Source organism: Sphingomonas hankyongi (assembly GCF_023516575.1).
Classification (GTDB): Bacteria; Pseudomonadota; Alphaproteobacteria; order Sphingomonadales; family Sphingomonadaceae; genus Sphingomicrobium; species Sphingomicrobium hankyongi.
In genome coordinates, this window is the sequence record NZ_JAMGBE010000004.1 from 192,049 (window position 1) to 216,128 (window position 24,080).

The 24,080-nt window shown below is 63.0% G+C and carries 27 protein-coding genes; 13 read left to right on the forward strand and 14 right to left on the reverse strand.

The annotated features are described in order from the left end of the window. Position 1 precedes the first annotated feature (1 nt). On the forward strand, positions 2 to 2,125 hold the full coding sequence (locus tag LZ538_RS12725) for a transglycosylase domain-containing protein (protein ID WP_249832396.1): 2,124 nt from the start codon (positions 2 to 4) through the stop codon (positions 2,123 to 2,125). Here the strand turns inward: LZ538_RS12725 and LZ538_RS12730 are convergent. Together LZ538_RS12730 and LZ538_RS12735 are read right to left on the reverse strand one after the other, a co-directional pair. Continuing rightward, on the reverse strand, positions 2,078 to 2,725 hold the full coding sequence (locus tag LZ538_RS12730) for a M48 family metallopeptidase (protein WP_249832397.1): 648 nt from the start codon (positions 2,723 to 2,725) through the stop codon (positions 2,078 to 2,080). The two genes, LZ538_RS12725 and LZ538_RS12730, sit on opposite strands and share 48 nt — an antisense overlap. Positions 2,726 to 2,771: 46 nt before the next feature. Then, the gene (locus LZ538_RS12735) at positions 2,772 to 3,209 is read right to left on the reverse strand and encodes a YcgN family cysteine cluster protein (protein ID WP_249832398.1); all 438 of its coding nucleotides are present in this window, start codon (positions 3,207 to 3,209) and stop codon (positions 2,772 to 2,774) included. Between the two features lie 62 nt (positions 3,210 to 3,271). Here LZ538_RS12735 and LZ538_RS12740 point away from each other — a divergent pair, with 62 nt between their 5' ends. Next, positions 3,272 to 3,847, forward strand: coding sequence for an ankyrin repeat domain-containing protein (locus tag LZ538_RS12740; RefSeq protein ID WP_249832399.1), 576 nt, complete (start codon positions 3,272 to 3,274; stop codon positions 3,845 to 3,847). A 2-nt stretch (positions 3,848 to 3,849) separates the two neighbouring features. On the opposite strand, the gene LZ538_RS12745 is transcribed toward LZ538_RS12740, so the two are convergent. The 8 genes from LZ538_RS12745 to LZ538_RS12780 all read right to left on the reverse strand — a co-directional run bounded on the left by LZ538_RS12745 (position 3,850) and on the right by LZ538_RS12780 (position 8,652). Continuing rightward, on the reverse strand, positions 3,850 to 4,335 hold the full coding sequence (locus LZ538_RS12745) for an MmcB family DNA repair protein (protein WP_249832400.1): 486 nt from the start codon (positions 4,333 to 4,335) through the stop codon (positions 3,850 to 3,852). Between the two features lie 87 nt (positions 4,336 to 4,422). Next, positions 4,423 to 5,034 (reverse strand): cell wall hydrolase, encoded by a 612-nt coding sequence (locus tag LZ538_RS12750; RefSeq protein ID WP_249832401.1) that lies wholly within the window; start codon positions 5,032 to 5,034, stop codon positions 4,423 to 4,425. 243 nt (positions 5,035 to 5,277) lie between these two features. Further along, positions 5,278 to 5,613 (reverse strand): DUF1491 family protein, encoded by a 336-nt coding sequence (locus LZ538_RS12755; protein ID WP_249832402.1) that lies wholly within the window; start codon positions 5,611 to 5,613, stop codon positions 5,278 to 5,280. 9 nt (positions 5,614 to 5,622) lie between these two features. Beyond that, positions 5,623 to 6,087, reverse strand: coding sequence for a PTS sugar transporter subunit IIA (locus LZ538_RS12760; RefSeq protein WP_249832403.1), 465 nt, complete (start codon positions 6,085 to 6,087; stop codon positions 5,623 to 5,625). A 57-nt stretch (positions 6,088 to 6,144) separates the two neighbouring features. Then, positions 6,145 to 6,717: a ribosome hibernation-promoting factor, HPF/YfiA family gene (gene hpf, locus LZ538_RS12765; RefSeq protein WP_249832404.1), complete on the reverse strand. Its 573-nt coding sequence runs from the start codon at positions 6,715 to 6,717 to the stop codon at positions 6,145 to 6,147. A 57-nt stretch (positions 6,718 to 6,774) separates the two neighbouring features. After that, complete coding sequence (gene dnaQ, locus LZ538_RS12770) at positions 6,775 to 7,473, reverse strand: DNA polymerase III subunit epsilon (protein ID WP_249832482.1); 699 nt, start codon at positions 7,471 to 7,473, stop codon at positions 6,775 to 6,777. A gap of 7 nt (positions 7,474 to 7,480) precedes the next feature. Continuing rightward, complete coding sequence (gene coaE / locus LZ538_RS12775; protein ID WP_249832405.1) at positions 7,481 to 8,074, reverse strand: dephospho-CoA kinase; 594 nt, start codon at positions 8,072 to 8,074, stop codon at positions 7,481 to 7,483. Further along, entirely contained in the window at positions 8,071 to 8,652 is a 582-nt protein-coding gene (locus LZ538_RS12780; RefSeq protein ID WP_283937827.1) for a Maf family protein, read from the reverse strand. Before LZ538_RS12780 ends, coaE begins: the two co-directional genes overlap by 4 nt. A 316-nt stretch (positions 8,653 to 8,968) precedes the next feature. On the opposite strand from LZ538_RS12780, the gene hemE reads away from it, so the two are divergent. The 10 genes from hemE to LZ538_RS12830 all read left to right on the forward strand — a co-directional run bounded on the left by hemE (position 8,969) and on the right by LZ538_RS12830 (position 18,694). After that, the gene (hemE, locus tag LZ538_RS12785) at positions 8,969 to 10,003 is read left to right on the forward strand and encodes a uroporphyrinogen decarboxylase (protein ID WP_249832484.1); all 1,035 of its coding nucleotides are present in this window, start codon (positions 8,969 to 8,971) and stop codon (positions 10,001 to 10,003) included. After that, complete coding sequence (locus LZ538_RS12790) at positions 10,000 to 10,452, forward strand: CopD family protein (protein WP_249832406.1); 453 nt, start codon at positions 10,000 to 10,002, stop codon at positions 10,450 to 10,452. The genes hemE and LZ538_RS12790 overlap by 4 nt, the downstream gene beginning before the upstream one ends. A 195-nt stretch (positions 10,453 to 10,647) precedes the next feature. Beyond that, positions 10,648 to 11,904, forward strand: coding sequence for a transcription termination factor Rho (gene rho, locus LZ538_RS12795; RefSeq protein WP_249832407.1), 1,257 nt, complete (start codon positions 10,648 to 10,650; stop codon positions 11,902 to 11,904). Positions 11,905 to 11,913: 9 nt separating this feature from the next. Then, entirely contained in the window at positions 11,914 to 12,585 is a 672-nt protein-coding gene (locus tag LZ538_RS12800) for a YjbE family putative metal transport protein (RefSeq protein WP_249832408.1), read from the forward strand. Between the two features lie 72 nt (positions 12,586 to 12,657). Then, positions 12,658 to 13,380 (forward strand): TerC family protein, encoded by a 723-nt coding sequence (locus LZ538_RS12805; RefSeq protein ID WP_249832485.1) that lies wholly within the window; start codon positions 12,658 to 12,660, stop codon positions 13,378 to 13,380. A gap of 32 nt (positions 13,381 to 13,412) precedes the next feature. Then, entirely contained in the window at positions 13,413 to 14,693 is a 1,281-nt protein-coding gene (gene mnmE, locus LZ538_RS12810; protein WP_249832409.1) for a tRNA uridine-5-carboxymethylaminomethyl(34) synthesis GTPase MnmE, read from the forward strand. 66 nt (positions 14,694 to 14,759) lie between these two features. Next, positions 14,760 to 16,421: a tRNA uridine-5-carboxymethylaminomethyl(34) synthesis enzyme MnmG gene (mnmG, locus tag LZ538_RS12815; protein ID WP_249832410.1), complete on the forward strand. Its 1,662-nt coding sequence runs from the start codon at positions 14,760 to 14,762 to the stop codon at positions 16,419 to 16,421. Continuing rightward, on the forward strand, positions 16,418 to 17,068 hold the full coding sequence (gene rsmG / locus LZ538_RS12820) for a 16S rRNA (guanine(527)-N(7))-methyltransferase RsmG (protein ID WP_249832411.1): 651 nt from the start codon (positions 16,418 to 16,420) through the stop codon (positions 17,066 to 17,068). Before mnmG ends, rsmG begins: the two co-directional genes overlap by 4 nt. Beyond that, positions 17,025 to 17,807 (forward strand): ParA family protein, encoded by a 783-nt coding sequence (locus tag LZ538_RS12825; RefSeq protein WP_249832412.1) that lies wholly within the window; start codon positions 17,025 to 17,027, stop codon positions 17,805 to 17,807. Before rsmG ends, LZ538_RS12825 begins: the two co-directional genes overlap by 44 nt. Then, positions 17,804 to 18,694 (forward strand): ParB/RepB/Spo0J family partition protein, encoded by an 891-nt coding sequence (locus LZ538_RS12830; protein ID WP_249832413.1) that lies wholly within the window; start codon positions 17,804 to 17,806, stop codon positions 18,692 to 18,694. The genes LZ538_RS12825 and LZ538_RS12830 overlap by 4 nt, the downstream gene beginning before the upstream one ends. Before the next feature lie 7 nt (positions 18,695 to 18,701). Here the strand turns inward: LZ538_RS12830 and holA are convergent, their stop codons facing one another. From holA to LZ538_RS12850, 4 genes are read right to left on the reverse strand one after another with little or no spacing between them, the layout of a single operon-like run. Next, entirely contained in the window at positions 18,702 to 19,718 is a 1,017-nt protein-coding gene (holA, locus tag LZ538_RS12835) for a DNA polymerase III subunit delta (RefSeq protein WP_249832414.1), read from the reverse strand. Then, on the reverse strand, positions 19,715 to 20,212 hold the full coding sequence (gene lptE, locus LZ538_RS12840) for an LPS assembly lipoprotein LptE (RefSeq protein ID WP_249832415.1): 498 nt from the start codon (positions 20,210 to 20,212) through the stop codon (positions 19,715 to 19,717). Before lptE ends, holA begins: the two co-directional genes overlap by 4 nt. Continuing rightward, positions 20,212 to 22,731 carry a leucine--tRNA ligase gene (leuS, locus tag LZ538_RS12845; RefSeq protein ID WP_249832416.1) on the reverse strand — a complete coding sequence of 840 codons (2,520 nt, stop codon included), beginning with the start codon at positions 22,729 to 22,731 and terminating at the stop codon, positions 20,212 to 20,214. Before leuS ends, lptE begins: the two co-directional genes overlap by 1 nt. Before the next feature lie 10 nt (positions 22,732 to 22,741). Next, entirely contained in the window at positions 22,742 to 23,176 is a 435-nt protein-coding gene (locus tag LZ538_RS12850) for a DUF3576 domain-containing protein (RefSeq protein WP_249832417.1), read from the reverse strand. Between the two features lie 184 nt (positions 23,177 to 23,360). On the opposite strand from LZ538_RS12850, the gene LZ538_RS12855 reads away from it, so the two are divergent. Next, the gene (locus LZ538_RS12855; RefSeq protein WP_249832418.1) at positions 23,361 to 24,074 is read left to right on the forward strand and encodes a porin; all 714 of its coding nucleotides are present in this window, start codon (positions 23,361 to 23,363) and stop codon (positions 24,072 to 24,074) included. Positions 24,075 to 24,080: the final 6 nt, after the last annotated feature.

The window sequence follows — 24,080 nt, forward strand, 5'->3', positions numbered from 1 at the left end:
AATGGCTCGAGTGCCCACCGCCAAAACGCCCAAGGGGCGATCGACTGCGTCCTCCATCCTCAAGGGTCTGGCCTATGCGGCGCTGCTGGGCTTGCTTGGACTGGTGGTCGCGGTCGCGGTGGCGACGGCCTATCTGCCGAGCTACTCGGAACTGACGAAGCGGTCCGACCTCGGGCAGATGATCCGCGTGCGCGCGGCCAACGGGACGGTGCTCGTCTCGCTTGGCCCCAGCTTCGGCAAATGGCTGCCTTACGATCAGATCCCACCGGAAATGCGGGCGGCCATGATATCGGTCGAAGACAAGAGATTCAGGAGCCATGTCGGCGTCGACCCGATCGGAATTGCGCGGTCGATCAAGGTTCGTATTCAGAGCGGCCACTTCCGGCAGGGCGGGTCGACCATCACGCAGCAACTCGCGCGCAACATCTTCCTGACCAACAGCCGCACCTTCGGGCGCAAGCTCAAGGAAATGGTGTTGGCGCTCGCCATCGAGCGGAAGTTCACGAAGAACCAGATCCTCGAGCTCTACCTCAATCGCGTCTATTTCGGCGGCGGCGCATATGGCATCGATGCTGCCAGCCGCCGGTTCTTCGGGCATAGCGCCGATCGCCTGAGCCTGGGTGAGGCGGCGATCATCGCGGGCCTCGTCAAAGCGCCGTCCAACTATGCTCCGACCGCGGACGCCGAAGCCGCGCGCAACCGCTCGAGCGTGGTTCTTCAATCGATGGTCGAGAACGGCTTCATCGACGCGAGCGCAGCATCGAGCGTGGACCCGGCGGCAGTCAGGATCCAGCAGACGACACGACAGAACAGCGTAAGGTATTTCACCGACTGGGCGCTTCCGCAGCTCGACGCGCTGATCGATGAGACGTCGGAGCCGATCGACGTCTGGACGACGCTCAGCCCGTCGATGCAGGCCGCCGCCGACAAGGCTATCGCAGCCAACGCGCCCAGCGGAGCGCAAGGTGCTTTGGTCGCGATCGACCGCGACGGCGCAGTTCGAGCGATGGTCGGCGGCAAGGACTATGTCGATTCCATCTATAATCGCGCCACCCAGGCGGAGCGTCAGCCGGGATCGGCGTTCAAGCTCTTCGTCTATCTGACTGCGCTCGAATCCGGCATGAAGCCGACCGACACGATCGTCGACGAGCCGGTGACGATCGACGGGTGGAGCCCGCGCAACTCAACGCGGACCAATCTCGGCCCGGTGACCCTCCGCGAGGCCTTCTCGCGCTCCATCAACACGATCAGCGCAAAGATCGGCGCCCAGCTGGGCTTCGGCACGATCGCCGACATGGCGCGCCGCTTCGGCATAACCACCCCGATCTCGGTCTATCCGTCGATGGTGCTTGGAACCAACGACGTCAGGCTCATCGACATGACCCGCGCATTCGCGTCCGTCGCGAGCAAGGGCGTCGCGATAACGCCCTACGGCATTCGGAAGGTCGTCACCGCGGATGGACGCCTGCTGTACCAGCATGAGCAGGATGAGGAGCGGGTGCTCGTCGCGCCGTGGGTGGCTGCCGAAATGACGGACTTGCTGCAGTCCGCAGTGCTCACGGGCACGGGTCGTGCGGCTCAGATTGGCCGGCCCGTGGCGGGCAAGACCGGAACCACCCAATCGAACAAGGACGGCTGGTTCATCGGCTTTTCGAGCGGCCTTACGACGGGCGTGTGGATGGGCCGCGACGATGCCCGTCCGATCGCCGGGCTGCAGGGCGGCACCGCCCCCGCGCGCGCATTCCATGATTTCATGGCCGCCGCGGTCGCCAATCGCCCCGTCGAGCAGTTCGAGACGCAGGTGCCGATCCCCGACTGGCAACTGACCCCCGAAGAGGAGATGTACGGCGACACCGAGATGGACCCGAACGCGGTGCAGCAGATGGTCGACGAGAACGGAATGCCGATTGGCATGCCGCCGCCTGAGCCGGGAATGCCGCAGCAGCAGCCCATGGTGCGCCCCGACGGAACGGGAGAGCCGACGCAGCAATGGCTGGACCAGGTGCTTCCGCCGCAACAACGGCAACCCCAGCAGCAACAACCGCAGCCGGGGCAGCAGGAGCCGCAGGACGACCGGTCAGCTCCGCCGGCCGATCCGTCGCAACCGAGGGCCTATACGCCTTAAGGTCGCCTTCGCTTCTCCGACGCCAATCCCGAACAGTCGCGCCTCAAGGGCCTTGAACTCAGGCCCGTGGTTGAAGTGCTTCAGATGCGCCACCTCATGCGCAACCACGTATCGCCGGACGTTCGCGGGAGCGAGGATCAAACGCCAGCTCAGGCGCAATCGTCCCTGCGACGAGCAGCTGCCCCAGCGCGAACCCGCGTCGCCTACGGTCACGGCGAGGACCTTGACGCCAGCGGCGGCGGCGAACTCGGCGGCCTCTTTCGACATCGTGGTTCGAGCCAGCGCCTTGAGGAAATTCTCGATGCGGCGCGCATAGCCTTCAAGCGGCCCGCCGCAGCGTAGCTCGGTGCCGTCGAGCTGAGGCGTTCGTGGAAGATGCTCCGACCAGAACAGGACCCGATCGAGCCCCTCGACCGGAATGACGGAGCCTGGCTCGAACGGTTCAGGCGGCCCCGCACGCGCGAGCTGCGCTTCGATCCATTCGTGCTGATCGAGGGCCCACCTCAGGGCCGCACGGCGGCTGCTGCGGGCCGGGCAGGTCAGCTTGAGCGTGCCGGCTGCCTCGTCGAACCGAAGCCGATAGCGCTTCGCGCTTCTCATCTGACGGACTTCTATCGGAACGGGAAATGCGGCATCGAGCCGCGCTTCAGAGTTCGCGCTCGACCACATGATATTCGAGCTCGCCGGCGTCTTCCTCGCTGACCGTCCAACCGCGAGTGGACTGACCGGCCTCGTGCACGGTCTCGCGATTACCGGATATCAGGTAATGCCACTCCGGAAGCGGTTTGCCCGCGGCCCGAAGACGGTAGGCGCAGGTATCAGGAAGCCAGTCGAGCGAGGACAGGTTCTTGCGGTCCAGCCTGACGCAATCAGACACGCGCTTCATGCGGTGCTTGTAGTCGAGGCAGCGCCCGTTACGCCGGTCGAGCAGCTTGCACGCGACATTGGTCGCGTAAAGCATGCCGGTCTCCTCGTCCTCGAGCTTGTGGAGGCAGCAGCGACCGCAGCCGTCGCACAGCGCTTCCCATTCGCCGCGATCGAGCGATGCGAGGGGCTTCTCCCAAAAGGCGCCATCACCATTCATGACAAGGCTACACTTGGTCTGCTATCCGCCCGCGATCAAGCCGGGGTGAAGGGGTTAAGTTGGTGAAGAAGCTTATCTTTGCGCTTGCAGCTGCAGCCAGCCTTGCGCCGGTGCCGGCTGCTGGGCAGCAGCTGAACAGCAATCCCACCTACGATTTCATCAAGGCCGTGCGCGATCGCGACGGCACGAAGGCCAACCAGGTTCTGAGCGACCATCCCAATGTCGTGAACTCGCGGGACACGTCGGGCGATACCGCTCTTAACATCGCGGTGGCGCGGAAGGACGAGGACTGGACCGGCTTCATGATCAACAATGGAGCCGACGTGAACCTTCCGGGCCGCGGAAATGATACGCCTTTGATTGCCGCCGCCCGCGTCGGGTTCGAACAGGCCGTTACGTGGCTGCTGCAGCGCGGGGCCAAGGTGGACGGCACCAACAAGATGGGCGAGACCCCCTTGATCATTGCTGTCCAGCAGCGCCAGGCGCGAATCGTAAAGGCGCTCCTCGATGCCGGCGCCAACCCGGACAAGGCGGATGCCGCGGCGGGACTGTCCGCGCGCGATTATGCCAAGCGCGACTCGCGATCGCCGCAGATCCTGCAAATGATCGACTCCAAGAAGCCGAAAGCCGCCAAGTAAGCCTAGAAAGCTTCTCCGACTGAGGGGTCGATCTGCGCAGCGAGCCGGCGCGCCGCCCGACGCGAGAAGTTCAGCAGTTCCGCCTTTCTGCGTGCCGGAGCCATCGGGCGGTGCGCCGCCGGCCGCACGATTGCGGCGTCGTATCGATCGGCGACGATCAGTCCGGCGGCGCCGGGAAGGTAACGCTCCTCCTCCAGGATCGCGGCTAGATAAGGCGGCACCGCCCAATAGAAGCGGTCGCAATAGTCCAAATAATCCGGCCACTTGCCATCGCCCAGCAAGTCCGCCTTGGCGACCTTGATCTCGACGATCGTGAGCCCGCCCTTCGGATCGATGGCCATCAGGTCCGCGCGCCGCCCATTCGGCAGCGGCATCTCGCAAATGGCGAACTGATCCTGTCGACAGAGCAGCCGGGTCACGCCTCTGGCAACGTCAGCCGCGATAGGCGGTGCGTCGGAAAAACAAGGAGACTCGAGCTGGGTGGCCATCGCCCGATGCTAGAACATCGTTAGAACGGAACCAAAGAAAAACGGGCGGGACCAGCCCGCCCGTTTCCGCCCCCGCGTTTGAAGTTTCTAGCGGTAGAAGACGTGATTGCCGATCGAGGCAACGCGCTTCAGCCGCCAGCCCGGCGATACGTAGCGGGCATGGAAGAAGAGCGCGTTCCCGACCCCAGATTCCTGAAGGTCGCCGTCCACAATCTTGGCGACGGCCACGGCCGTTTTCCATTGCTTGCTCGCGCGCGGAACGCTCGGCAGCGAATGACCGCGCACGAACGAAAACTGGCCGCGCTGGAAAAGCACGCCGCAGTAAGAGGGCGGGAAGCGCCCGCCGGACTTGGCGCGATTCGCGATCACCTGCCCAACGGCCAGCTGGCCGGCGAGAGGCTCGCTCTTGGATTCGAAGTAAATGCCGACGGCCAGGCAATCGAGCTCACGGCTTCCAGCCTCCGACGAGCGGAGCTGCTCCACCATGGAAGCGAGGTCGCCGGTGACGTGCGCGACAGCGGGCTGGGCTAGGGTCGGCTCGGGCTGATCGGCGGCCGGATCTGCGGATTGATCAGCGGGTTGGGAAAGAGCGGGCTCAATGCCGTCGTTCAGCAAATCAGGTGTGGAAACCTTCGGAAGCGATGCGACTTCAAACGCCGATACGGACTCCTCGGTCGGACCGGCTTGAGCCGGCGCCATGGAAGTCGCGCAGAGCGCGCCACAAATCAGCAGCGCTGAACGAAGAGAAACCAGCATGAATTGCCTGAAGCTTTGCGGTGAACGCTCAATATAAGCGAGGCAAAATACTAGCGGTTTACTTCCGCTCAGCCTCAATGATTGTTCCCCGTCTCGCGTGGCACCCGCCGAATGTTCGCGGCGAAATGCCCCCCGCTCTTGTTGTTGATGAGGGTTTCCCTTGCATGAACGTAAGGGTCAACCCGATCAGGTCGTTTCAGCGATGAACCGTTCAGGCTCCGCGATATCCAGTTCAATAACCCATGAATCCTCGTCGAACCGTGTCCGTTTGGCGAGGAATTCATCGATTTCGATGGAACTTGCCGATTCTTTCGGCCCGACCCGCTGCCACTTGTAGATTCCGTCAAATCCCAGAATCCGCTCAAGGATCGCGGCGTGCTGGCCTCTGTTGGCAAGCACGAGCATCAGCGAGCCGCGCTCGGCGTCGCCTTTCCTGAGCACTGTCGCGAAGCCGCCGGCAGCCTCCGCCCGGCGCAAAAGGCCCGCTACTTCCAGATGAGCAGGGAGCCGGTCGCGGCTCAATCCGGGGCCTTAAGCCGCGTCGCGTTCATCGGCGCCCAGGAGCACCGCCGCAAGCGCGTCGCGGCTCCGGGCACCGCGCATCTTTTCCAGCACTGCGCTGTGGCGGGTGACGCGGCTGATGGCCGCGAGAGCCTTGAGATGCTCGGCACCGGCATCGGGCGGCGACAAAAGCAGGAATACAAGGTCGACCGGCCGACCGTCGATGGCCTTGAAGTCAAGCGGCTCGGCGAGCCGGACAAAGATGCAATAAATGCGATTCAGCCCCTCGATCTTTCCATGAGGGATGGCGACGCCCTGTCCGAATCCGGTCGAGCCCAGCTGCTCTCGCTCGAGCAGGCTTGCGTGGATCAGGGCTGAGTCCAGGCCGAGCCGCTGACCGGCGAGATTCGCCAGCTGCTGAAGCAGCGAACGCTTGTTGCCGCCCGAAAGGGCCGGCTTGATCGCGTCGAAGTCCAGGAAGTCGGAAAGGTGCATTCGGCAAGCTCGTATGCAGCGGCAGTCGCATTATCGGCGACCGGTTTGAAGATGGTGTCAGCGGCCCGTCGGCTCAACCCAGCCGATATTCCCGTCCTCGCGGCGATAAACCATGTTGAGTTCACCGGTCCCCGAATTCTTGAACATTAGGGCCGTAGTGTTGCGCAGGTCCATGAGCATCACTGCGTCCGAAACGCTCGCTTCGGGAATATCGACACGGGTTTCGGCGACGATCGCCGGGAAGTCGGCGTTCTCGCGCTCGGCCAGATCTTCGGAGCCGGAAAGAATCGTGTAGCCGGCATTCTCAACCACCGGCTGGGCAGTCTCGTCGACCTTATGTTCTTTCAACCGGTTCGTGTAGCGGCGCAGCTGCTTTTCGATCCTGTCAGCGGCCCCGTTGAATGCGATCTGCGGCTCACGGCCACTATAAGAAGCCTTCAGCACGACGCCGTTCACCACGGGGGCGACGATGTCGCACGTATAGTCGTTGTTCGGCCCTCGCCCGAAGGTGACGTTGGCTCCTACCGAACGCGAGAAATATTTCTCGGTGATGTCGGCGATGCGCTGCACGGCATGGTCCCGCAGCGATTCGCCGGTGTCGACCTGATGACCCGCGACCCGAACGTCCACTTGGCTAAGCTCCTTCGCTCTTGTCGGCGGTCGCTTAGGACCGCCTGGAAGCTTGCGTCAACCAGCCGCGGCGAAGCGCGCCCAAAGCGGATTGACCAGCTTGGAGATAAACGCGCGATGCCGCTCGAGTTCCTCCGCGGCGGCAAGGTGGGGGCGAGCGGGTCGCGGCTCACGTATCGTCACGGGCCGGCTAGCGGCCGAAACCGCCACTTCACGAGTCTCTGCGACGAGCCCGAGGCCAATCTGCCGCCCACCTGTCAGCTCTACATAAACTTGAGCGAGAAGCTGGGCGTCCAGAAGCGCGCCGTGCTTCACGCGCTGGCTTCGGTCAATCCCGAAGCGCATGCATAATGCGTCGAGGCTGTGCTTCGCGCCGGGATGCCTGGACCGGGCAAGGCTGAGCGTATCGACCATCCGGCTCATGCACACCGCCGAGCGGCCACATCTCTCGAGCTCGAAATTCAGGAAACCAAAGTCGAAGCCCGCATTGTGGGCGACCAGCGGCGAATCCGCGATAAACTCGAGCAGCTCTTCGGCCTTTTCCGAGAAGCGCGGCTTGTCGGAAAGGAAAATAGCCGTGAGCCCATGGACGGCCTCTGCGTCGCTCGGCATTTCCCGCTCGGGATTGAAATAGGCATGGAAATGGCGGCCCGTTTCCACCCGGTTGAACATCTCCACACAGCCGATTTCGACCATGCGATCGCCGCCGATTGGGTTGAGCCCGGTGGTTTCCGTATCGAAGACGATCTCTCGCACGCCGGTTTTATTCACCTGCCTTGATTCCGAGACAAGTCAGAATGTCCCTGACCTGGGCCTCAGTTGTGGATAGGTCGGCGCCCGTATCCACTACAAAATCTGCCCGGCGCCGCTTCTCTTCATCTGGTATTTGACGGGCAAGGATGGCTTCGAGCTTATCTTCGGTCATGCCCGGCCGCGCTAAAACACGCTTGCGCTGAACTTCGGCAGGCGCCGAGACGACCACAATCTTGTCGAAGTCGCGGTCGCCGCCGGTTTCGAACAAGAGCGGGATCTCGAATATGAGGGCTGGCGCGGTCCCATGCTCGGCGATGAAGGCCTCGCGAGCGTCTCGCACGGCTGGATGGACCATGCGTTCCAGTTTCTCGAGGCTGGCTGGATCTTCCAGCACGACGCTCGCAAGCAGCTCGCGGTCGAGCATGCCGTCTCGTACGGTCCCTGGAAATTCTCGGCCGATCGGCTCGACCAGGGCCCCGCCCTGACCCTGCAGCTTCCTGACCTCCGCATCAGCGTCGAACACTGGAACGCCCGCTCGTTCGAATATGTGCGCCACGGTCGACTTGCCCATCCCGATCGAACCGGTCAGCGCGATGCGTATCATGACGAAATGATTTCCCGGTCGCGCAATGCGCCGAGCAAAGGAAGGAGCGGCATGCCGAGGATCGTGAAATAGTCGCCGTCTATCCGGTCGAACAATTGCACGCCGCGGCCCTCCAGGCGAAAGACTCCAACGCAATAGCCCACGTCCGGCCATTCCGCGTCCAGATAGTCCTGGATGAATCGGTCCGACAGAGTCCGCACATGCAAGAGGGCGGATTCGACGTGGGTCCAAGCGACCGATCCCGCCTGCACAATCGCGACCGCGCTGGTCAACCGCATGATGCGCGCGGAAAAGAAACGTAGATGCTCCATGGCCTGGTCACGATCCACCGGCTTGTCGAAGAGGCGGCCTTCGACGGAGACCACGCTGTCACTGCCGATGATCCAATCCCTGTCATGCCTCTTGCTAACGTCGAGCGCCTTCACGGCCGCGAGCTGTTCCGCAATCTGCTCGGGATCATCGAGCTCGGCCTTGATGCGGCCTTCGTCGACGCTGGAAGGGTCAGCGGCATAAGCCACGCCCGCATGGTCGAGCATCGCGCGACGGATGGCACTCGAGGACGCCAGGATCAAAGCCAATGAACAACCCTGTGGAAAAGCAGCGGTGCAACGCTAGCGCGACGATGAGGACAAGCTCAACGCTGAAACCATCGCCAACCGCTTCAGCTTTATACGTAGATTCATCCACGGGGACGAAATCGGCCCCCAGCCTGTGAATAACGGTGGCAGAACCGCACGACTCGCGAATCCGCCGAGAGCGGCCCTTGTCCACACCTTGTTGGCAAAATCGGGAGGTGCGCCTAAACCCCGCACTCCCCCGCGCAATCACATCATCAATCTTACCTATATATATAATAAAGGAGTGAAGAGGGTGGCCTCCGAGCCGGCACGCAGCATGACCGGAGCCGACAAGCCCTTGCTCGCCGTGCTGCGCGGCGAACGTCGTGATCCCACCCCGATGTGGATGATGCGTCAGGCCGGCCGCTACCTGCCCGAGTATCGCCACCTGCGAGAGGAGAAGGGCAGCTTCCTGAACCTGGTCTATGACAGCGATGCAGCCGCCGAGATCACGCTTCAGCCATTGCAGCGCTTCCCATCTCTCGACGCTGCTATCCTCTTTTCCGACATCCTGATCGTGCCTTTTGCAATCGGCCAGAACCTGACCTTCGTTCATGGCGAGGGACCACGCCTCACTCCGCCACTGACAAACGCCGCCCTTGGCGATCTACAACCCTTTCCCGCGCGGCTCGACCCGATCTCCGAAACCGTTCGCAAGGTAAAAGCGCGGCTGGATCCGGAAAAGACCCTGATCGGCTTTGCAGGCGCACCGTGGACCGTCGCGACCTACATGGTGGCAGGGCAAGGCAGCCGCGATCAGGGCGAGGCCCGCACGATGGCTTATGGCGATCCCGGCGCATTTGGAGCGATCATTGACCGTATCGCTGACCTCACGTTCGATTATCTGTCGTCTCAGATCGAAGCGGGCGCGGATGCCGTCCAGCTGTTCGATAGCTGGGCTGGGAGCCTGGCCCCGGCAGAGTTCGATCGGTGGGTCGTCGCGCCGACCCGCGGGCTCGTCTCTCGGCTGAAGGAAAAACATCCGGATGTGCCGGTGATCGGATTTCCGAAAGGCGCCGGCGGGAAACTTGTCGCTTATGCGCGGGAGACCGGGGTCGACGTTATCGGACTCGATGAAACCGTTGACCCCGATTGGGCCGGCAAGGAGCTGCCGCGCGGGATGCCGGTGCAGGGCAATCTCGATCCGCTTGCGCTACGCGCCGGCGGAGAGGCCCTGGAGGCAGCTGCCGCGACCATCCTTGACGCGCTTCGCGAGCGTCCGCACATCTTCAATCTCGGGCATGGCATCCTGCAGGATACGCCGCTTGCCCATGTCGAGCGGCTGATCGAACTGGTGAAGGGGGCGGGGTGACGGAGCTGACCGGATTTCTGGGGCCGGCCTATTTGTGGGTGAAGGCCGCCCACGTCACCTTTGTCATCTTCTGGATGGCGGGCTTGTTCCTTCTGCCGCGCTTCTACGTCTACCATCAGGAGACGTCGCCCGGCTCGCCCGAAGACCGGGCATGGATCGAGCGCGAGTCCCGCATTCGTTCGATCATCCTGACGCCCGCGATGGCGCTCGTCTGGGTGCTTGGGATCATGCTCGCGCTGCATCTCGATGCATTCCGCGAGACCTGGTTGCAGGTGAAGCTCGTGCTGGTGATCGCGCTGAGCGGCTATCAAGGCTGGCTCGTCGCCTACGGCAAGAAGCTGGCCTCAGGGACGCGTCCGGTATCCGGTCGCGCACTGCGCATGATCAATGAGATTCCGGGCATTGCCGCGGCACTGATCGTCGTCCTGGTGATCGTCCGGCCGTTTTGAACGGTTCGCCGACGACAGGATGAGTGCCAATTGACAGCGGCGGCTGTCGACCATACCTCGAATCCAGAGACGGCTCGTTCGGCCAGTTCCTCAATCGACATGCCGATCACCGTCAGTCCAAATTCGCGGCGTCCTGCCGTGTCACGCGCTTAATCAGACGAGCTCGTAATCGAAATCCCAAGAAAAGACCGTCCAATGCATTTGAAAGAACTGAAAAAGAAATCTCCCGCCGAGCTTGTTTCGATGAGCGAAGAGATGGGGATCGAAGGCGCGTCGACGATGCGCAAGCAGGACCTCATGTTCTCGATCCTCAAGGTCCAGGCCGAAAATGGCGTCGAGATCATGGGGACCGGCACCATCGAGGTGCTGAACGATGGCTTCGGCTTCCTGCGTTCGCCGGAAGCGAATTATCTGGCGGGACCCGACGACATTTATGTCGCTCCCAACGTAGTCAGGCGCTTCGGCCTTCGCACCGGCGACACCGTCGAAGGCGAGATCCGCGCTCCGCGCGACGGTGAACGATACTTCGCTCTGACGCGCGTCACGGCGATCAATTTCGACGATCCCGACGCCGTGCGCCACCGCGTCAATTTCGACAACCTGACGCCGCTCTATCCCGATGAGAAGCTCAAGCTCGACACCCTTGATCCGACGATCAAGGACAAGAGCGCGCGAGTGATCGACATCGTTGCTCCGCTCGGGAAGGGCCAGCGCGCACTGATCGTCGCTCCGCCGCGCACCGGCAAGACCGTGCTCCTGCAGAATATCGCCCGCGCGATCACCGACAATAATCCCGAGGTCGTGCTCATCGTGCTGCTCATCGACGAGCGGCCGGAAGAGGTTACCGACATGCAGCGTTCGGTGAACGGCGAGGTCATTTCCTCGACGTTCGACGAGCCGGCCTCGCGCCACGTCCAGGTCGCGGAAATGGTGATCGAAAAGGCCAAGCGGCTCGTCGAGCACAAGAAGGATGTAGTGATCCTTCTCGATTCCATCACGCGTCTCGGCCGCGCGTACAACACTGTGGTTCCGAGCTCCGGCAAGGTCTTGACCGGTGGTGTCGACGCCAACGCGCTGCAGCGGCCCAAGCGTTTCTTCGGCGCCGCGCGGAACATCGAGGAGGGCGGATCGCTCTCGATCGTCGCGACCGCTCTCATCGATACCGGATCGAAGATGGACGAAGTCATCTTCGAAGAGTTCAAGGGCACCGGCAACAGCGAGATCGTGCTCGACCGGAAGGTCGCCGACAAGCGCATCTTCCCGTCGCTGGACGTCGGAAAGTCCGGGACCCGCAAGGAGGAGCTGCTGGTGGAGCAGGGCACCCTCACGAAGATGTGGGTGCTTCGCAGGATCCTGATGCAGATGGGCACTGTCGATGCGATGCAGTTCCTGCTCGACAAGATGAAGGACGCCAAGTCGAACGAAGATTTCTTCGCTTCGATGAACCAGTAGCGCTTCGCCATGATCGGCTTTCCGGCCCTGAACTTCTCCGCGGTGTTCACCGCGAGCGGGCTGTCCAAGCTGGGGCAAATCATCGTCGGCGACCTGACCATGGCCGGCGACAATGTCGTCATTATGGGATCGCTTGCCTCGGGCCTGCCCGAGAAGGACCGCCGGCGGGTCCTGATGCTAGGTGTCGGCATGGCTCTGGCGTTCTTGATAACCTTTGCGGTTATCGCGACCCAGCTGCTCAAGGTCACGGGGCTGGTCTTCGCCGGAGGGCTCTTGCTCCTATGGGTGTCCTACAACATGTGGCGGGAGCTCCATCCGCGACAGCCTGTCATTTGCGACGATCCCGACACCCCCGAGATCGAAGGCCCGCCAAGGACGAAAACCTTCCTTCAGGCGGCGGTGCAAATCACGATCGCCGATCTCAGCATGAGCCTCGACAACGTGCTGCTCGTCGCGTCGATTGCCCGTGAGGAACCGGCGCTCCTTTTCATCGGCCTGACCTTTTCCGTGTTGTTCATGGGCTTGGCCGCCAATTACGTGGCGCGGCTGATTCAGCGGCACCATTGGATAAATTATATCGGCCTCGCGGTGATCCTATGGGTTGCGTGCAACATGATCTACGAGGGTTGGGTCGGTGGCGAGCATATTCTCGGCCTGAGGAGCGTGCTCGCCGGGACTTAAGTGGAACAAATGGGCCGCCCTTCGCTTGAGCAGGGTGACCGCAAAGAGGGGGAATCCGTGATCGACGCTCTGATGGTGATGGCGGCCGAATCGAGCGGCTTCGGCGGTCCGGCGGAGATCTGGAAGTCCATTATCAGGGACTTTTCCAGCCTCGATCAGCCGGGGGCCCTAACGGCATTCTTCCAGGTATTGTTGATCGACCTGGTTCTCGCCGGTGACAATGCCATCGTCGTGGGCGCGCTCGCGGCCGGACTTCCCGCCGACCAGCGTCGGAAGGTAATTATGATCGGTGTCCTCGCAGCGCTCGTGCTGCGGGTCGCCTTCGCTCTCCTCGTTACGCAATTGCTCCAGATCGTCGGGCTCATTCTCGCGGGCGGGCTGCTGCTTTTGTGGGTGGCGTGGAAGATGTGGCGCGAGCTTCGCAAGCCGGAAGAATGTTCACCGGGATCTGAAGAGATCGTGGGGGACGAGCGCTCCGGGCTCTATGCGGCCAAGAGCTTCGCGGGCGCGGCCTGGGGCGTGGCCATCGCCGACATCAGCATGAGCCTGGACAATGTGCTGGCCGTCGCTGGGGCGGCGCGTGAGCACCCTGGCATACTGATCGTCGGGCTGGTCTTCGCGGTCGCGCTCATGGGCGTCGCTGCGAACCTCATCGCTCGCTACATTGAGCGGTATCGCTGGATCGCCTGGCTCGGCCTGGTCGTGATCCTGTGGGTCGCGACAAAGATGATCTGGGACGGCTATCATGACGTCGCGCCAGTGCTTGGATGGCCTGCAGCGCATGAGGTGATTTGATCGCCCAGCCGCCCGCGCCTAGGCGCTCTCCGGTGAAGCGAGATACGATTTTTGCACTTTCGAGCGGCCGCCCGCCCGCCGCCATCTCGATCATTCGCGTCAGCGGTTCCGCGGCCCACGATGCCGGCGCTCGCCTTGCGGGAAAGCTCCCGCCACCCCGCAGCGCGGCGGTCAGGCAGCTTAGGTCGCCCGCATCGGGAGAGCATCTGGATGATGCCCTGATCCTGCGCTTCGACGCTCCCGTCAGCTCCACCGGCGAAGATGTGGTCGAGCTCCATTGTCATGGCGGCCGCGCGGTCGTGGATGCTGTGCTTGGCGCGCTCGGGGAGTTCGAGGCCCTGCGCCCCGCGAATCCCGGCGAGTTCACGCGCAGGGCGTTTGAACATGGCCGGATCGACCTAACGGAGGCGGAGGGCCTCGCGGATCTTATTGAGGCTGAGACCGAGTCACAGCGAAAGGCCGCCATCGGAGTTGCGGAGGGCGGCCTTCGCCGAAAGGTCGCTACTTGGCGGGATCGCCTGCTTGCGCTCTCCGCAGAAGCAGAACGTGCAATCGATTATGTCGACGAGGGCGACGCAGAGGCCGCCCAGCTTTCTAGCGATTGCGCCGCATTAGCATCAGAGCTTGGAGAATGGCTCGCTCTCCCGCGAGTCGAACCCCTCAAGGACGGTGTCCGGGTAGTGGTCGCAGGCCCACCCAACGCCGGCAAATCTAGCCTTATCAATGCGATAGCAGGGGAAGAGAAAGCGATCGTTACCCCAGTCGCGGGGACGACTCGGGATCAGATCGAGGTGCCGTTGGCACTTAGCGGAGTGCCGATTTTGTTCACGGACACGGCCGGAATTCGGGAAGCGACCGACGAGGTCGAATCCATAGGTATTGACCGGGCGCGCAAAGCGTCCGCCGCTTCCGACATCCTACTCTGGCTCGGCGAGGCCCCTGAGTCTCCAAAGCATGGGACGATCGTGCTGATCCATTCAAAGGCGGATCTTGCGGATCGCGCCGACGCCCCTCCCGGGTCGATCGCCGTGTCCGCGCTCACCGGCCAGGGCATAACCGATTTGCTTGAGCGGGTCCGAATGGAAGCGCTCCGCATGCTTCCGCGCGCCGATGCAATTGCATTGAACCGTAGGCAAGCGAACCTCATTGCGGAGGCCGAAGCGGCCTTGGGGCGCGCCGCAGAATCAAATGACCCTGTCTTGATTGCAGAGGATTTGCGGCTGGCCCGAACGGCATTTGACCGCCTGACGGGGCGGGCGGGCGTCGAAGACGTGCTCGACGCGCTATTCGGTCGGTTTTGTCTAGGGAAGTGAGTTCGGTTGTTTCACGTGAAACAGGCGTTCTCGCCTTCCACGCCGACTTCGATTAAGCCCCAGCGGATGTTCGACGTACTGGTCATAGGCGCCGGCCATGCGGGATGTGAGGCTGCTGCTGCTGCCGCCCGGCGCGGCGCGCGGGTAGGCTTGCTCACCTTTCGGCCAGACGACGCCGGACAGATGTCGTGCAACCCATCGATCGGGGGAGTGGGGAAGGGGCATCTCGTCCGTGAGCTCGATGTGTTCGACGGGTTGATGGCGCGCGCTGCAGACTGTGCGGCCATCCATCGGCGCATGCTGAATCGGAGCAAGGGGCCTGCGGTCTGGGGCCCGCGCGTCCAGGCGGATCGAAAGCTCTATCGCTCCGCTATCGCCAAGAGCGTTGCAGAGAACGGAGTGCAGCTTGTCATTGCCGAAGCGAGAAAGCTTCTCCTTGGAAACGGCCGCATTGCCGGCATCGAGACAGATCAGGGAGTGATTGAGTGCAGTGCGCTTGTGATCGCCACGGGCACGTTCCTCGATGCTCGAATGTTCATTGGCGAAGCGATCTTCGAAGGTGGGAGGCGAGGCGAAAGATCCTCGGCCGCCCTGGCGGTCCAGGTTCGTGAGATCGGACTCGCGCAGGGGCGCCTGAAGACCGGCACGCCGCCCCGGCTGGACGGCCGCACGATTGACTGGTCTCGAATGCAAGATCAGCCGAGCGATGAGGAATCGTGGTCAATGTCGGCGTTGGATGCCGGCGTTCGCCAGCCGCAGCTGAGCTGCGCAATCACGCGCACGAGTGCCCAGACGCATGAGATCATCGCAGCAAATTTCGATCGATCCCCTTTGTTCGCGGGGACGATCGAGGGCCGTGGCCCACGATATTGCCCCTCTATTGAAGATAAGGTGAAGCGCTTCGGTGACCGAGACGGCCATCAGATCTTCCTCGAGCCCGAGGGATTGGACGACTTCCTGGTCTATCCCAACGGCATATCGACCTCGCTCCCCGCGGACGTACAGCTGCAGTTCGTTCGCTCAATCGACGGGCTCGAGCGTGCCGAAATTGTGCGCCCCGGCTACGCGGTCGAATATGAGTTCGTCGATCCACGTACGCTCAATGGAACGCTCGAGGTTGGAAATATTCCGGGGCTCTTCCTCGCGGGCCAGATCAACGGGACGACCGGATATGAGGAAGCGGCGGCCCAGGGTTTGTTGGCAGGATTGAATGCGGCGGCGCGCGCATTGAGTCTGGACGAGGTCCGCCTCGATCGGCGCACGAGCTATATTGGCGTGATGGTGGACGATCTCACGCTCCAGGGGGTCAGCGAGCCCTATCGCATGATGACTGCTCGGGCCGAGTATCGATTAGCCCTTCGTGCGGATAACGCGACCGCCAGGCTGGGGCCGACGGCGCTTGCCGCTGATTCTGTAACCCCACGCCGCCGGCGAAGCATTCTGGATCGGCTCGAACGCGGGCCGAATGCGGCCGAGGCTGAGGCGGACCGGTTGTACGCTCCTTATCTCGAGAGGCAGCAGCGCGAATGGGACGCCGTACGAACAGACGCAACTGCCTGGATCCCGCGCACGCTCGACTATGCCACCGTCCCCGGCCTTTCGAACGAGATGGTTGAACGTCTTTCGTTAGCCCGTCCCGAAACGATCGACCATGCGTCTAGGGTCCCCGGTGTCACCCCGGCTGCCCTTTCCGCATTGTATGTAGCCGCGACCCGACGCGCCGCATGATTGGTCAGCTGGAACAGGCTGCTGCCCGTCCTGTTTCACGTGAAACATTCGACAAGATCCGTTCCTACGTGAATTTGCTGCAGGCCGAGAGCAGGCGGCAAAACCTGATTTCTGCGACTTCCGCGGAGCAGCTATGGGAACGCCATATCCTTGATTCAGCCCAGCTGGTGCGGTTCGAGCCCCAACCCCGCGCTTCGTGGGCCGACATCGGTTCGGGGGCGGGCCTTCCCGGGATCGTTATCGCGTGTCTGGTGGAGGGGCGAGTGACGCTTATCGAGCCTCGCAAGCTTCGGGCGGAATTTCTCGCACAAGTTGTCTCGCAATTGGATCTGAACGCGGTGGTTTTGGCGACTAGGGCGGAAAAGGCGTCCGGCCAATTTGACGTGATCACGGGGCGTGCGGTCGCGCGCCTCTCTGATTTCCTCCAATTGTCCGCACATCTGTCCACAAGAAAGAGCGTTTGGGCGCTTCCCAAGGGCCGAAGCGCCCAGTTGGAACTGGTCGAGGCTCAGCGAACATGGCAAGGTACGTTCCACGTGGAACAAAGTGTTACCGACCCCGGATCTTACATCGTGGTCGGGACGGGGGTGAGGGCGAAGCAGAATGATCCGCATCGCGGTAGCCAATCAAAAAGGCGGGGTCGGTAAAACGACGACTGCGATCAACCTTGCGACTGCGCTCGCTGCGATCGGTTCACGGGTATTGCTCATCGACCTTGATCCCCAGGGCAATGCATCGACCGGCGTCGGGATCAGCCCGGCTCAGCGCGTCCGCTCGAGTTACGACGTCCTTATCGGAAACTCTTCAATAGTGGACGCAGCACTAGCAACACGCGTGCCGCGGCTCGACTTGCTGCCTGCGACCGTCGATCTGTCGGGGGCGGAAGTGGAGATGGTCGCTCTCGAGGACCGAGCGCATCGCCTGGACAATGCGATCGCGGACACGCCCCCTGGGCGATGGGATATTTGCCTGATCGATTGTCCGCCCTCACTGGGCCTGCTGACAGTGAACGCGCTTGTCGCTGCACGTCATCTCCTGGTCCCGCTGCAATGCGAGTTCTTCGCCTTGGAGGGACTCAGCCAGCTGCTTCAGACCGTCGATCGGATCCGTCAGGCGTTCAACCCGAGCCTGGCGATTCTCGGTGTAGCGCTGACAATGTTCGATCGCCGGAACAACCTTTCCAGCGCGGTGGCGGAGGACGTTCGGGCCTGCCTGGGGCAGGCGGTCTTCGATACCATCGTTCCTCGGAACGTGCGCCTGTCGGAGGCCCCGAGCCACGGACTGCCGGCACTTATCTACGATCTGCGCTGCCCAGGCTCCGAAGCCTACCTTAGGCTTGCAAGAGAATTGATCGGGCGCCTCCCGGCGCTCGCGGAGGCCGCATGAGCGCCGATCGCCCCGCCAAGGGGCTTGGAATGGGATTGTCCGCGCTTCTTGGAGAGGGGGGACGGCCGCCGGCCCCTTCAGGAGAGGCGGTTGGGAGCGGGGTCCGGGAGATCGAGCTGACCCGCATTCGGCCCAACCCCAACCAGCCGCGCCAACAGTTCAGCGAAGAATCTATTGCGGAGCTTGCCGATTCGATCGGGCAACGCGGTGTGCTTCAACCAATCCTGCTGCGGCCCGACGGGGAGGGGTATCAGATCGTTGCGGGCGAGCGGCGTTGGCGGGCGGCCCAGCGCGCTCGGCTTCACAAGATTCCCGCGATCATCCGCGACGTCGACGAGGGCACAACCGCGGAGCTCGCTCTGATCGAGAACATCCAGCGGGAAGACCTCAACGCGATCGAGGAAGCCGAGGGCTACCGGCAGCTGGTCGAACATTATGGTCATACCCAGGAAGATCTCGCCAAGATCGTGCACAAGTCGCGAAGCCATGTCGCCAACTTGTTGAGACTATTGGATCTTCCAGACTTCGTAAAACAATCGCTAGTGCGAGGCGATATCAGTATGGGTCATGCGAGGGCCGTTGCGACGGCTCCGGATCCGGATGCTCTCACGCAGGAAGTGATCGAAAAAGGCTTGTCCGTCCGCCAAACCGAGGCCAAGGCACGAAACGCCAAGGGGCCGGGCTACGACATTGCGCGCGGTAGCGCCCGGCAGGCCAAGCAGAACATGGACGCCGACCTGGCTGCGCTGGAACGGCAGCTCGGCGACATGTTAGGCCTGAAGGTTCATGTGGCTCACAAGGGGCAGGGCGGGCAGGTCACACTCCATTATTCGAGCCTCGATCAACTCGACATGATTTGCCAGCGCCTGTCAGGCGAGCCAATCTGACCCAGTCTTAGCGGCGGCTTCGCGCTGCGCGCGCGATCGAAAGCAGTTCCTCGCCAAGGCTCTCCCGCTCCGGGGAAGGACTGAATATCAGGGTGCGCTCCAGCTTCGCCGCGCGTTCCGCAACCTTCGCCAAACCAGCCGCGTTCCAGCGTGAGAGCATCCGGCCTACGATCTCCTTGTCCTTCCAGAACAGAGACTTGCCCAACGACGTCATGACGGCGTCCAAGCGGTCGCCGTGCTCCATCCGCGCGCGTGCGGGCGCGAGCATCATCAAGCGGCGCTGGAGCGCGCGAACGACTGGTATGCCTTCAGCGCCCGTCGGCAGCTTCGCGAGCTCTTCCGTGAGTGCTTTCAAATCACCCGCGAGCGCAAGATCGGCCACGCGGGGAATATTGCCCTCCGACAGTTCAGCGCCCACTGCGTCGAGCGCCTCAACGTCCAGGGGCTTCGGCGTCTGCGGGGATGCGTCGACATAAAGCGCGAGCTTCTGCATCTCCTGCGCAACCAGCGCCTGGTCGTTGCCGCAGCTCTCGGCAATTCGGTTCGCAAGTCGCGGGTCGCACTTCAGCCCAAATCGCCGGCCGACATCGATGACCATGCGATCCGCTTCCGCACCCTCTGGCGGGTAGGCGGCGAAGGCGACCGCTCGGGGCGACGCCTCCGCGAGCTTGAGCAGCTCCGACGTCTTGCGCAGCGCTCCTGCAATGGCGACGACGGCGCTCTCGGTGGCTTCGATTTCGAGAAGGGCGCGGACGCCCTCCGCGATGTCTTCGCTGGCAGGTTCAATCCAGATAAGGCGCCGGCCCCCAAACAGGCTGATCGCCGCTGCTTCCGAGGCTATCAGCGCGGGGTCCGACTTCACCGCTCCAGCCGCAATGATGACCTTTTCGGCGCCAAGCGCCTCGACCAAGCGTGCGCCGAGCGCTCGCGATTGCCCGTCGTCCGGACCATGAAGCAGATAGAAGCGGACCGCTGGATCGGGCTGATCGATGCTCCGGGCGACGCTCTGCTTGCTGACCTTCACTGCTTCGGCGGTGTCCGTGAGGCATAGAGCCCGATGCGCGCGACAATCTGGTCCGCTACCACCTCCGCCAGATGCTCGAGCGCGGTCTGTTCGCTTGCAACGGTCGCATATTCCGAGCTCACGATGTCGATGCCGGCGTCAGAGCCCGCAGTGGCGTCGAGAACGACCAGGCCGGTGTCTACGCTTACGAGCTGGTACCTGGCGCGGAGCGTCCGACGTTCGCGGGTCGCGGCCTGGTCCCTCCGGATACCGAAGGCAGTAATGTTGTCGTCGAGCGTCACATCGAGGCGGTAAGCGGCAGTTCCCTCGCCGCTTTCTTGAAGCCGGTCGACCAGCTTGTTCCTGACAAGCCAGCCGCTTTGTCCCTCTATGGGCCCGACCTGCACCGAGCGTAACACGGAAGCGACCTGGCTATTCTCTCCGCCTGCGTAGAGCGGGCGCAAGCCACATCCGCAAAGAGCAAGGGCACCGGCGACGATTAAGGAGGCGCGCATCACGCGACGATATTCACCAGTCGGTCCGGAACGACAATGACCTTCCGCGGGGTCGCGCCTGCCAGCAAGCGCTGCACTTTCTCCGAAGCCAAGGCCAGCTCTTCAGCCGCTGCTCGCTCCAGACCGCGCGGGGCCATCAAGGTATCGCGCAGCTTGCCGTTGACCTGCACCGCGAGCGTTACCTGGTCATCCACCAGCAGCGCGGGGTCGAACGACGGCCAGTCTGCCTCAGCGACGAGGCCGGCCTCGCCCAGATTTGCCCATGCCTCTTCGGCAAGGTGCGGCGCCATCGGCGCGATGAGCTGAATTAGCGTCCTGACCGCCTCAGCGCGCGTCTGCGAGGGCGCGGCCTTCTCGATTGCGCTGACGAGCTCGTAAAGCTGCGCAACCGCCTTGTTGAACTGAAGCCCATCGATGGCCTCACCGACGGCGGCAACAGTCCGGTGAAGCTTGCGACGGAGCGTCTCGTCTTCCCCCTCGCCCCCATTCTCGGCAGTTGCCAGACGCCATACGCGCTGGACGAAACGCGAAGCGCCCTCGATCCCAGCTTCCGACCATTCGAGATCCCGCTCGGGCGGACTGTCGGACAGCATGAACCAACGCACGGCATCGGCGCCGTACTTGGCGACGATCGGCTCCGGATCGACGGTGTTACGCTTCGACTTGGACATTTTCTCGATCCGGCCCAGCGACACGGGATGGCCGCTTTCGATGTGTATCCAGTCGTCGCCGTCACGGCGAACTTCGTCGGGGCTTAGCCAGCTGCCGTCTCCGGCGCGATAAGTCTCGTGGGTGACCATGCCCTGCGTGAACAGGCCTTTGAACGGCTCGGCCATTCCCAGCCGCCCGATCCGCTGCAGCGCTCTCGTCCAGAAGCGCGCGTAGAGAAGGTGAAGGATCGCGTGCTCGACGCCGCCGATATATTGCGCGACCGGAAGCCATTTCTCCGCTTCTGTCCGATCGAACGGTCGGTCCTTCGGCTGGCTGGCGAAGCGCATGAAATACCAGCTCGAATCCACGAATGTGTCGAGTGTGTCGGTCTCGCGCGTGGCTGCTTCCCCGCAGGACGGGCAGCTAACGTACTTCCACGTCGGATGACGATCGAGAGGGTTGCCAGGAACGTCGAAGCTGACGTCCTCTGGAAGTACGACCGGCAGCTGCGCGCTCGGAACGGGGACCGCCCCGCACACGCTGCAATGGATGATCGGGATCGGCGTGCCCCAGTAACGCTGGCGCGATACCCCCCAGTCGCGAAGACGATAGGCGGTCGTACCCCTGCCCCAACCGGCTTGTTCGGCACGCCGAATGACCTCAGCAGAAGCCTGGCCGGAGGTTAGCCCATCGAGGAAATCTGAATTTACGGCGACGCCCGGCGCATTCTCGGCCTCGGCGCCGATCGGCTCGGAAGCCTGGTCCGTGCTGGCGGCGACCACGCGCCGGATCGGGAGCTTGTACTTCTTCGCGAACTCATAGTCCCGCTGGTCGTGGCCGGGCACGCCGAAGATCGCGCCGGTGCCATAATCCATCAGGACGAAGTTCGCGATGTAGACCGGTAGCCGCCAATCCGGATTGAAGGGGTGGACCGCCTCAACGGACGTCTGGAAACCCTTCTTTTCGGCCGTTTCCAGCTCGGCCGCGCTGGTGCCTCCAGCTCGGCATTCCTCCACGAAAGCATGTGCGTCGGCGTCCGCCTCGGCGGCGGCAAGCGCGATCGGATGGCTCGCCGCCACTGCCACGAATGACGCACCGAAGATCGTATCGGGCCGCGTTGTGAAGACGTCGACTTCTTGCAGGTTGGCGGAAGACCCCGTCAGCCGGAAGCGGAATTGCAGGCCCCGGCTCTTCCCGATCCAGTTCTCCTGCATGACCCGTACCTTGTCGGGCCACTGATCGAGGGACTTTAGCCCTTCGAGCAGCTCGTCGGCGAAGTCGGTGATCCTGAGGAACCATTGTGCGAGCTTGCGGCGCTCGACCGGTGCGCCGGAACGCCAGCCCTTGCCGTCGATGACCTGCTCGTTCGCGAGCACGGTCATGTCGACAGGGTCCCAATTGACCTCGCTCTCCTTGCGATAGACCAGTCCGGCCTCGAACAGGTCCAGGAACAGCGCCTGCTCATGCCCGTAATAAGCGGGGTCGCAGGTTGCCAGCTCGCGGTCCCAGTCGAGCGCGAAGCCGAGCCGTTTGAGCTGCTCGCGCATCGTCGCGATGTTTGCCCAGGTCCACTCCCCCGGGTGGACGTTGCGTTCCATTGCCGCATTTTCGGCCGGCATCCCGAATGCGTCCCAACCCATCGGGTGCAGCACTTCATGCCCCTGCATGCGCCGGTACCGCGCGATCACGTCACCCATCGTGTAGTTGCGGACATGGCCCATGTGGATGCGCCCCGAAGGATAGGGGAACATCTCCAGCACATAGGTCTTGGGCTTCGCGCTCTCGCTGTCGGCAGCGAAGCTTCGCGCTTCCTCCCAGCGCGCTTGCCAGCGCCGGTCGGCTACGTTCGGGTCGAACCGCCCGGTCATGTCAGCGCACTTAGCCCGGGATAGCAGCGCGGCGAAGGTCGCGGGCGCGGGTGAGGATGATCTCTTCGACCTTCTGGACTGTGGCGGCCTGGACCGGCGCATCGACCCACGCGCCATTCTGAAGGATCTGGCGCGATGCAGCGACACGGAGCGCGTCGGCGCGCAAGTCAGCGTCCAGCACGGCAACGGTAAGCTTCACGCGCTCGGTCGGAACTCGCGGATTCTGGTACCAGTCGGTGATGATAACCCCCGAACTGACGTTCGCCTGAAGAAGCGGCGCGAAGGAAACGGTGTCGATCGCGGCGCGCCACAGGTAGGAATTGACGCCGATATTCGTCACCCGCGATGGGGCGAGCTGCGTTGGCAGCGAACGATTCTTGGCGCAGCCGGAGCCTGCAACGGCAACGACAATCAGTGCAGCGGCAACTTTTTGCAGGCGATTCATCTACGATCCTCGGCAGAATTTCCGTGTTTGGCCGCGTTATAGATGGTCAAGGCCCTCCCGCAAGCTGTCCCGTGCCGGGGCGAAGTCGTTGTGATTCGGCAACAGACGCGGACGGAATCGATTCGGGTCATGGAACCTTCAGCTACGGTTGACTATATCGACTCGTGAACAGGGAGTTGGTGGATTGCTGAGTCTCGCGCATCGTAGGGAAGCCAAGCTGCTCGCGGCCGTTGCCGCGGCCGGCCTGCTGCTGACCCCTGCATTCGCGGCCAGCACCTCCAAGAAGCGGGCGCCGGCAGTCTCGGTGAGCTTCGATCCGATGACCTCCTTCACTCCGGCGAATGCCGATCCGAAGCTGGCTGCGGCTCTTGGCGACCGTGGCATGTCGCTCACGGATTTCAAGTTCACGCCAGCTCCGGCCAAGGGTCGTCCGTCGCAGGTGCGGGTGGCGATTCGTGCGAGGACCGCACCGGTCCAGACACAGCTCGCGTCCGTCGACAGCACGGTGGCCGTCAACGCGCTTAACCCGACCAGCTATAATCTGGGCGTGGCCGTCGGCTGGAAGCGCTTCGCGATATCGGGCGATGTCGGGAAGGTCAGCAACCCGAACAAGGCGATCGGCGATCGCGAGAGCGCTATTGTGGGCGTCAGCTACTCGCTGAACAAGTTCACGGGCCGGGTTGCGGTCGGTGCAGACCGTCCGACGGGCAACGCATTGCCGGCATTGCGCCACGGCGAGAATTATTCGGTCGACGTCGGCGGATCCTATTCGCTTTCGAAGCGGATCGCGCTGACTGGCGGAGTCCGGTACAATCGTGAATTGGATCGCGCATCGGCGCTGAACGATGAGCGCCGCGACAGCCAGGCCGTCTACGTCGGCACGGCGTTCAAGTTCTAAGCGCCC